This is a genomic window from Streptomyces sp. NPDC058279, from assembly GCF_042881255.1.
GTDB lineage: Bacteria > Actinomycetota > Actinomycetes > Streptomycetales > Streptomycetaceae > Streptomyces.
The window spans coordinates 41,977-49,970 of sequence record NZ_JBHVYA010000007.1 but is presented as its reverse complement, the minus strand read 5'-3'; the positions used below and the strand labels follow the sequence as shown (position 1 = coordinate 49,970).

The following is a 7,994-nucleotide window of genomic DNA, read 5'->3' as shown; positions in this document are numbered from 1 at the left end:
GGGGGCGGCGGGGGCGCCCGCCCCCCCCCCGCGGGCCGCCCCCCCCGCGCCCCCCCGCCCCCCCCCCCGCCCCGCGGGGGGGGGGGGGGGGGGGGGGGGCGGGGGCCCCCCCCCCCCGCCCCGAGCGCAGCGAGGGGACCCATCCACGGCGCGACAGATCGCTACGCGCTCCCCCCGTCACGCGTCTGCGGCCCGCCTGGGGCCGGTCATAGGCCGCCACGGACCGTGAAACGGCTGACGTGCCCCGGCGACGATCGCCGCGCTGGACAGGGATGTCCGAGCGCGGATCGAGGTGCTGCGCAACGCAATTGGTCTCATGATCCACATCAGTGATACTGGCGCCATGACCAGGGCACGACTCATCGGTGGCATATTCGGGTTCATCTTCATCATGGTGAACGCCGGCGCTTTGCCGACGGCAGCCGCCATCGCGTTCCGCGTCCTCGGGTTCGCCGCATTCGTCGCTCTGGTGGTCGTACTGCGCCGCGCCGGCAGGGTCGCACCGCCCGCCACAGATGCCACGACATTCGGACGGAACTACCGCTACGTCGTCGCCGCCGAGGTAGTCGTCGGGGCGGCGGGCCTCATCGTGCTCAATCCGGTTCTTCACGCCCGTCAGGCGACGGTCGGTTGGATCGCGCTGGTGGTCGGTCTCCACTTCTTCGGCTTGGCCGCCGTCTGGCGGCTGCCGTCCATGCGATGGCTGGCCGCCGGGATGTCATTCTGTGGCGTGGTGGGACTGGCGCTGAGCGCCTACGGTTCCTCCGCGTCCCTCATCGCGCTCGTCGCCGGCATCCTTCCCGGGGCCATGCTCTTCGGCTCGGTCCTGGCCAAGCGCCCGGCCTGGCCTCCCCTCGCGTTCCGTTCGGTGGAGCGACCTGCCGGATGACTGCGCGGTAATTGTGGAACGTTGTCCACGTTGTCAGTTAGCGCTTGCCGGCGACACGAGCGCCGGGCCCAGTGAGCTTGGAACCGCCCCATCCGGCCTGCGGCCGCTCTCCGGGCGGCAATCGGCGCCGGTTTCGTCGGTCTGTGTTCAGCCGATGGCGTGTGGTTCGTCGCCGGGGCCCGTCAGCCGTTTCACGATCCGTGGCGGCCTATGACCGGCCCCAGACGGGCCGCGGACGCGTGACGGGAGAAGCGCGTAGCGATCTGGGGCGGCGGTGGGCGGATCCCCTCGCTGCGCTCGGGGCTTTCCGGGCCTCCGCCCCAGACCCCGCGCCTCAAACTCCCCCAGCTACCGCTGGCAGGTGCCCCCACGAGGCTGAAACGACCCAGGCGGCCAAGGGGCTGAACCGGGGCTTCGGTCGGGCAGCGCTGAGACCGGCTCTCCCCGGGCACACCTCCGACCGTTCCAGCCCCCAGCACCACCCCGACACCGCCCCACCACAACCCCGCCCCCCAAAGCCCCCGCCCCCACACCGGTACCGTCCCGCACCTTCCGACGTACTCTGATCTGATGAGAACTCCACGTCAGGCAGCGCGAATTGTCGTACTCTCCCCGACTGGATCCGTGTTCCTCTTCCGGGAGAACAACATCGAAGTCGGCATCCACTGGCTCCCGCCCGGCGGGGGTATCGACCCCGGGGAGAGTCCCGAGGAGTGCGTGCGGCGGGAGTTGCGGGAGGAGACCGGGTGGACCGACCTGGAGCCGCAGCGGCTGCTCTGCACCTGGGAGCACGACTTCACGTACAAGGGCACACCGGTCCGCCAGCACGAGCACATCTACGTCACCACCGGCCCCCGCCGCGACCCCGTACCGGAGTACCCCGAGGCCCACTGGCGCTGGCTCTCCCAGGACGCGCTGGCCACCCTCGGGGAGCCCCTCTGGCCGCCGCGGCTGAACGAGCTGCTGGCCCGCGCCTCCACCGGGCCCGTCCACCTCGGTCTGATCGCCTGATCGGCTGATCGCCGGAACACCGAAGAACCCGGCGCCCAAGCGCCCCGACCCCGCCGACGGGTCGGCGTTCAGCCCGCCGTCGCGCGGGCGTACAGGGAAGCGGCGTACTCCCCCAGCACCGTGCTCGTGGAGACGTCGTCCGTATCGCCGCCCGTCAGGATGCCGACGATCTTCCCGTCCCGGGCGATCCACGCGCTGCCGCTGGTACCGCCGGGGAAGTCGGCGCAGTCGAAGCGCTGCTCGGTCGCCTTCTCCCGGATCGACACCGCCGTGCAGGTACGGGGCACCTTGCGGTCGGCCGGGTAGCCGGTCACCGTGACCTCCTCGCCGGTGCGGCCCGAGGTGTCCAGGACGGCCGCGCCCGTGAGGTCCTCGATGTTGCGGCCCGAGGCGTCGGGGGCGAGGCGGGCGAAGGCGAGGTCGTAGTCGTCGTTCCCGTCGTCCGTCCAGCGTTCGTCCTCGTAGACCTCTTCGAGCTTCCACGTACCGTACGGGGCCTTCCCGTTCGCGTACGCGGGTGCGAAGACGGCGCTGCCCACTCCCCCCTTGCCCGCCACCAGGCAGTGCCCGGCGGTGACGATCAGGTTCCGGCCGGGGCTGTGCACGACGGTCGCGGTGCAGAAGTGATCACCGTCCAGACCGCCCTCGAACAGCGCGCCCGTGAAGGCGGACGGACCGCCGGGGCGCGGAATCACCGGGGTGGAGCTCGGCCGGGGCGGCTTGGCCAGTTGGGGTTGCTTCGGTGATTGCGACCGCGACGGCGGCTTCGCAGAGACCGCCGCCGAGGGCGCCGACTTCGGATGCGCCGTCGCCGTCCCGTCCGCGGCCGGCACCACCGTCGTCATGGCCGCGGACGCGCCCAGCGCCGCCACCCCGCACAGCACCGCGGTCACCACGGTCCGCTTGTCCACCACCGCCACCCTCCCCACTTTGCTCTGGCGAAGCATGCCCTGGCGCCCCTGCCGCCGCAAGGGCCGGACCCCGCCGAGGTCCCGGGCTCTACCATCCCACCACCGGGCCGAGGGTGTTGACGCGCGCGGGCCGACGGATCAGCCGCTCAGCCGGCTCACCCCGCCCACAGCCCCTCCGGCGTCAGGCCGAGGAGGTCGATGGCGTTGCCGCGGACGATGCGCTCCACCACGTCGGGCGCGAGGTGCCCCATCTGGGCCTCGCCGACCTCGCGGGACTTCGGCCAGGTGGAGTCGGAGTGCGGGTAGTCGGTCTCGTAGAGGACGTTGCCGACGCCGATCGCGTCGAGGTTCCGCAGCCCGAAGGCGTCGTCGAAGAAGCAGCCGAAGACGTGTTCCGCGAACAGCTCGGACGGCGGGCGGTGGACCTTGTCCGCGACCCCGCCCCAGCCCCGGTTCTCCTCCCACACCACGTTCGCGCGTTCCAGGATGTACGGGATCCACCCGATCTGGCCCTCCGCGTACATGATCCGCAGGTTCGGGAAGCGCTCGAACTTGCCGCTCATCAGCCAGTCGACCATCGAGAAGCAGCAGTTGGCGAAGGTGATGGTGGAGCCGACGGCCGGCGGGGCGTCCGCCGAGGTGGACGGCATCCGGGACGAGGAGCCGATGTGCATGGCGATGACCGTGCCGGTCTCGTCGCACGCCTGGAGGAAGGGATCCCACTCGTCGGTGTGGACGGAGGGGAGTCCGAGGTGCGGGGGTATCTCGGAGAAGGCGACGGCCCGCACCCCGCGCGCGGCGTTGCGGCGGACTTCGGCGGCGGCGAGTCGGGCGTCCCAGAGGGGGACGAGGGTGAGCGGGATGAGGCGGCCGTGGGCGTCGGGGCCGCACCACTCCTCGACCATCCAGTCGTTGTACGCCCGTACGCCGAGCAGCCCCAGGTCCCGGTCGGCCGCCTCGGTGAAGGTCTGCCCGCAAAAGCGGGGAAACGTCGGGAAGCAGAGGGCGGACTGGACGTGGTTGACGTCCATGTCGGCCAGTCGCTCGGGAACCGAGAAGGAGCCCGGGCGCATCTGCTCGTAGGTGATGACTTCCAGTTTGATCTCGTCGCGGTCGTATCCCACGGACGTGTCGAGACGGGTGAGCGGCCGGTGCAGGTCCTCGTACACCCACCAGTCGCCGATGGGCCCGTCGTCGCCCTCGGCCCCCATGACGGGGGCGAACCTCCCGCCGAGGAAGGTCATTTCCTTCAGCGGGGCGCGGACGACGCGGGGCCCGATGTCGCGGTACTTGGACGGGAGCCGGTCCCGCCAGACGTGAGGGGGCTCCACCGTGTGGTCGTCCACCGAGATGATCTTGGGGAAGGTCTCCATGACGACTACCGTAGCGCTGAACTGACGGATCGTCAGCTAGTTGTGCGGCGGTCGGGAAGGGATCACTCCGCTGCGGGCTGACGGGTACGTGCAAGACAGGGCAGACTGGCCCTTACACCGACGGAAGGCAGGGGGGACGACAGATGGACGGCATACCGGCCATCCCGCACCAGCGGAACCACCCCGAGGCGGCGCGGATGTCCCCCACCACCGCAGGCACCCGTACCCCGGCCGGCACCCCTGCCGCCGACAGGCCCACCGCCGGCCCCGTCCGCCCCGCCGAGCCCGCCGCCGGCACCGTCGACACCACCGCCCCCGACCCCGGCAACCGCTTCGCCGTCCTCGGCACCGTCCGCGCCTGGCGCGGCGCCGAGTCGCTGCCCTCCGGCAGCCCCCAGCAGCGCGCCCTGCTCGCCGCGCTCCTGCTCCGCGACGGCCGCACCGCCACCGCGCCCGAACTCATCGACGCGATCTGGGGCGACGAGCCGCCGCAGCAGGCCCTCGCCACCATCCGTACCTACGCGTCGCGCCTGCGCAAGGTCCTCGACCCGGGGCTGCTCGTCACCGACGCCGGCGGCTACGCGATCCGGCTGCACCACGCCGCTGCCCTGGACCTCGGCGTCGCCCGCGCCCTCGCCGCCGACGCCGACATGGCCCGCGCCGCCGGTGACCGCGTCCTCGCCCGTACGCTGCTCGCCCGCGCCCTGGACCTGTGGGACGGCGAACCCCTCGCCGGCGTCCCCGGCCCGCACGCCGAGACCGAGCGCACCCGCCTCGCCGAATGGCGCCTCCAACTCCTCGAAACCCGGCTCGACCTGGACCTGGAGGTCGGCCACCACGCCGAGGCCGTCTCCGAACTCACCGCGCTGACCGCCGCCCACCCCCTGCGCGAGCGGCTGCGCGAGCTGTTGATGCTCGCCCTGTACCGCAGCGGCCGGCAGGCCGAGGCGCTCGCCGTCTACGCCGACACCCGCCGCCTCCTCGCGGACGAACTCGGCGTCGACCCCCGCCCCGAACTGTCCGCGCTCCAGCAGCGCATCCTGCGCGCCGACGCCGAACTCGCCCGCGCCGAGGACCCGGCCCCGGCCGCCGCGCCCGTCGCCGTCCGGCCCGCGCAACTACCCGCGACGGTGCCAGACTTCACCGGCCGCGCACCCTTCGTCAACGAGCTCGGCGCGATCCTGGCCGGCGCCGAGGGCCAGGTGATGGCGGTCTCCGCGCTCGCCGGCATCGGCGGCGTCGGCAAGACCACCCTCGCCGTCCACGTCGCGCACGCCGCCCGGCCGCACTTCCCCGACGGCCAGCTCTACGTCGACCTCCAGGGCACCGAGCCGCGCCCCGCCGAGCCCGTCGCCGTCCTCGGGTCCTTCCTGCGGGCGCTGGGCATTCCCGACACCACCATCCCCGACACCGCCGCCGAGCGGGCCGCGCTGTACCGCTCCACCCTCGACGGCCGGCGCGTCCTGGTCCTGCTCGACAACGCCCGCGACGCCGCCCAGGTGCGCCCGCTGCTGCCGGGCACCGCGGGCTGCGCCGCCCTCGTCACCAGCCGGGTCCGCATGTCGGGCCTGGCCGGGGCCCACCTGGTCGACCTGGACGTGATGAGCCCCGACGAGGCCCTCCAGTTGTTCACCCGCATCGTGGGCGAAGAGCGCGTGCGCACCGAGCGGCAGGCCGCCCTCGACGTGGTGGGCGCCTGCGGGTTCCTGCCGCTCGCCATCCGCATCGCCGCGTCACGGCTCGCCGCCCGCCGCACCTGGACGGTGTCCGTCCTCGCCGCGAAGCTCGCCGACGAACGCCGCCGGCTGGACGAGCTCCAGGCCGGCGACCTGGCCGTCAAGGCCACCTTCGAGCTGGGCTACGGCCAGTTGGAGCCCGCCCAGCAGCGCGCCTTCCGGCTCCTCGGGCTCGCCGACGGCCCCGACATCTCCCTCCCGGCCGCCGCCGCCGTACTGGACCTGCCCGAGCACGACACCGAAGACCTCCTCGAAGCCCTGGTCGACTGCTCCCTGCTCGAATCCGCCGCGCCCGGCCGCTACCGCTTCCACGACCTCGTACGGCTCTACGCGCGTGCCTGCGCCGACCGCGACGAGCAGCCCCCGGGCGGGCGCACCGCCGCCCTCGACCGGCTCCTCGACTTCTACCTCGCCACCGCCGCCGGGGTGTACGCCCTGGAACGCCCCGGCGACCGGTTGCCCGCGCACATGTCCGCCACCCACCACCCCGGCCTGGCCTTCACCGAGGCGCGGACCGCCCTGGACTGGCTGTTCGCGGAGGCGGACCCGCTGCTGGCGTGCGTCCGGCAGGCATCCGTACGCGGCGCCGAGCGGCCCGACGTGCTGCGCCGGGCGGTGGACCTGCTGTGGGCGGCGAAGGACCTCACCGAGTCCGGGGCCAACTCCAAGCAGTACGAGTCCGCCGCCCGCGCGCTGTGCGAGACGGCGCGCGGCGTGCGCGACCCGCACGCCGAGGGCCGGGCCCGGACCACGCTGACGATGGTCCACCTGGTGGCGGGCCGCTTCGCGGAGGCCGACGACGAGGCGCGTCGGGCGATGGCCCTGGCCCGGGAGGCCGACGACCCGTTGCCCAGTTGCTGGGCCCCCAACGACCGCGGGATCATCGCGCTCTACCAGGGGCGGCACGCCGACGGCGAGCGGTTCCTGCTGGAGGCGATCGCGAACTTCCGGGCCGACGCCAACTTCGTCGGGGAGGCCAGTGCCCTGTGCAACCTCTCCCGGATCCACGTCGAACTCGGCCGCCTGCCCAGCGCCATAGACCTCGCGCAGCAGGGCATCGCCATCTACGACCGGATGGGGCTGACCCTGCGCCTGGCCAACGGCCGCTACGCGCTGGGCATCGCGCTCACCCAGGCGGGCCGGCTCGGGGAGGCGTTGGAGCAGCTCGGCGAGGCGCTGTCGCTGTTCCACGAGAACCGGCAGCCGCTGTGGGAGGGCGTGACGCACTTCCGGCTGGCCGAGGCCCATCTGGCGGCCGGCCGGCCGACGCTGGCCGCCTCGCACGCCGAGCAGGCCATCGCGCTGCGCGGCATCGGCGGCGAGTGGCGCCGGGCGACGGTGCTGACGGTGCTGGGGAAAGCCCTGGTGCGGTTGGGGCAGCGGGACCGCGCCCGGGTGTGCTGGCGGGACGCGGAAAGCGTGTTCGCGCAACTGGGTTCGGCGGAGCTGGCCGAAGTACGTACCTTACTGGCATCGCAGTTGGCGGCCTGACCTGCACGGACGCCGGATGAACGGGACGTTCATCGTTCGTTTATCGCCGCACGCCATCATGAATACATCGGCTCGGTCGGGGGGCTCGCGGGTCGACTGGAGGACTACCCGTTCGGCGGTCCACGGGGGAATCGCCGAACGGGCCCGACTCATCCATCAGGAGATCCGATGACGACGAACGAGAACGCCCTGCCGAACGACGGCGACATCAAACCGCTCGACAATCACGCGTCGGGCATCGAGATCACGCCGCTCGACAACCATGCCTCGGGCGGTACGCCGCTGCCCGGGCAGGAAGACAAGGCTCTGGACGCGGACATCGTGACGCTGGACAACCACGCGTCCGTACCGCGCCCGTAGCGGAGGCGAGCACAGCACGCACGGGGGACGTACGGGGGAAACGTACGGGGGAAGCCCACGGGGATGCGTACGGGGGGATACGTACGGGGGAGATCCGAGGGCTCGTACGGGGGACGGCGGCCGCGGGGGGCCGGGGGGGCCACCCCGGCCCCCCCCAGTGCATGTGTACGGCCAGTTGCCCGCAGCATGGGCAGCCTCACAACCAACCCCCCACGCGCCAGCT

6 protein-coding genes are annotated in these 7,994 nt (G+C 72.9%); 4 read left to right on the top strand and 2 right to left on the bottom strand.

The window, feature by feature from the left end; all coding sequences use genetic code 11:
- Window positions 1-316 precede the first annotated feature (316 nt).
- Entirely contained in the window at window positions 317-889 is a 573-nt protein-coding gene (locus ACFVXJ_RS15575) for a hypothetical protein (RefSeq protein WP_389662232.1), read from the top strand.
- Between the two features lie 570 nt (window positions 890-1,459).
- Window positions 1,460-1,900 carry an NUDIX hydrolase gene (locus ACFVXJ_RS15570; RefSeq protein ID WP_389662231.1) on the top strand — a complete coding sequence of 147 codons (441 nt, stop codon included), beginning with the start codon at window positions 1,460-1,462 and terminating at the stop codon, window positions 1,898-1,900.
- Between the two features lie 68 nt (window positions 1,901-1,968).
- On the opposite strand, the gene ACFVXJ_RS15565 is transcribed toward ACFVXJ_RS15570, so the two are convergent.
- Both ACFVXJ_RS15565 and ACFVXJ_RS15560 read right to left on the bottom strand, forming a co-directional pair.
- The gene (locus ACFVXJ_RS15565) at window positions 1,969-2,811 is read right to left on the bottom strand and encodes a trypsin-like serine protease (protein WP_389662230.1); all 843 of its coding nucleotides are present in this window, start codon (window positions 2,809-2,811) and stop codon (window positions 1,969-1,971) included.
- Window positions 2,812-2,966: 155 nt separating this feature from the next.
- Window positions 2,967-4,184 carry an amidohydrolase family protein gene (locus ACFVXJ_RS15560; protein WP_389662229.1) on the bottom strand — a complete coding sequence of 406 codons (1,218 nt, stop codon included), beginning with the start codon at window positions 4,182-4,184 and terminating at the stop codon, window positions 2,967-2,969.
- 143 nt (window positions 4,185-4,327) lie between these two features.
- Between ACFVXJ_RS15560 and ACFVXJ_RS15555 the strand changes: the two genes are divergently transcribed.
- Together ACFVXJ_RS15555 and ACFVXJ_RS15550 are read left to right on the top strand one after the other, a co-directional pair.
- Window positions 4,328-7,411 carry a BTAD domain-containing putative transcriptional regulator gene (locus ACFVXJ_RS15555; RefSeq protein ID WP_389662228.1) on the top strand — a complete coding sequence of 1,028 codons (3,084 nt, stop codon included), beginning with the start codon at window positions 4,328-4,330 and terminating at the stop codon, window positions 7,409-7,411.
- Between the two features lie 168 nt (window positions 7,412-7,579).
- On the top strand, window positions 7,580-7,771 hold the full coding sequence (locus ACFVXJ_RS15550) for a hypothetical protein (protein ID WP_389662227.1): 192 nt from the start codon (window positions 7,580-7,582) through the stop codon (window positions 7,769-7,771).
- Window positions 7,772-7,994: the final 223 nt, after the last annotated feature.

Excerpts from the sequence above, each read along its gene's own strand:
- ACFVXJ_RS15570 (WP_389662231.1), top strand. The coding sequence starts at position 1,460 with ATGAGAACTCCACGTCAGGCAGCGCGAATTGTCGTACTCTCCCCGACT.
- ACFVXJ_RS15560 (WP_389662229.1), bottom strand. The coding sequence starts at position 4,184 with ATGGAGACCTTCCCCAAGATCATCTCGGTGGACGACCACACGGTGGAG.
- ACFVXJ_RS15550 (WP_389662227.1), top strand. The coding sequence starts at position 7,580 with ATGACGACGAACGAGAACGCCCTGCCGAACGACGGCGACATCAAACCG.
- ACFVXJ_RS15575 (WP_389662232.1), top strand. The coding sequence starts at position 317 with ATGATCCACATCAGTGATACTGGCGCCATGACCAGGGCACGACTCATC.
- ACFVXJ_RS15555 (WP_389662228.1), top strand. The coding sequence starts at position 4,328 with ATGGACGGCATACCGGCCATCCCGCACCAGCGGAACCACCCCGAGGCG.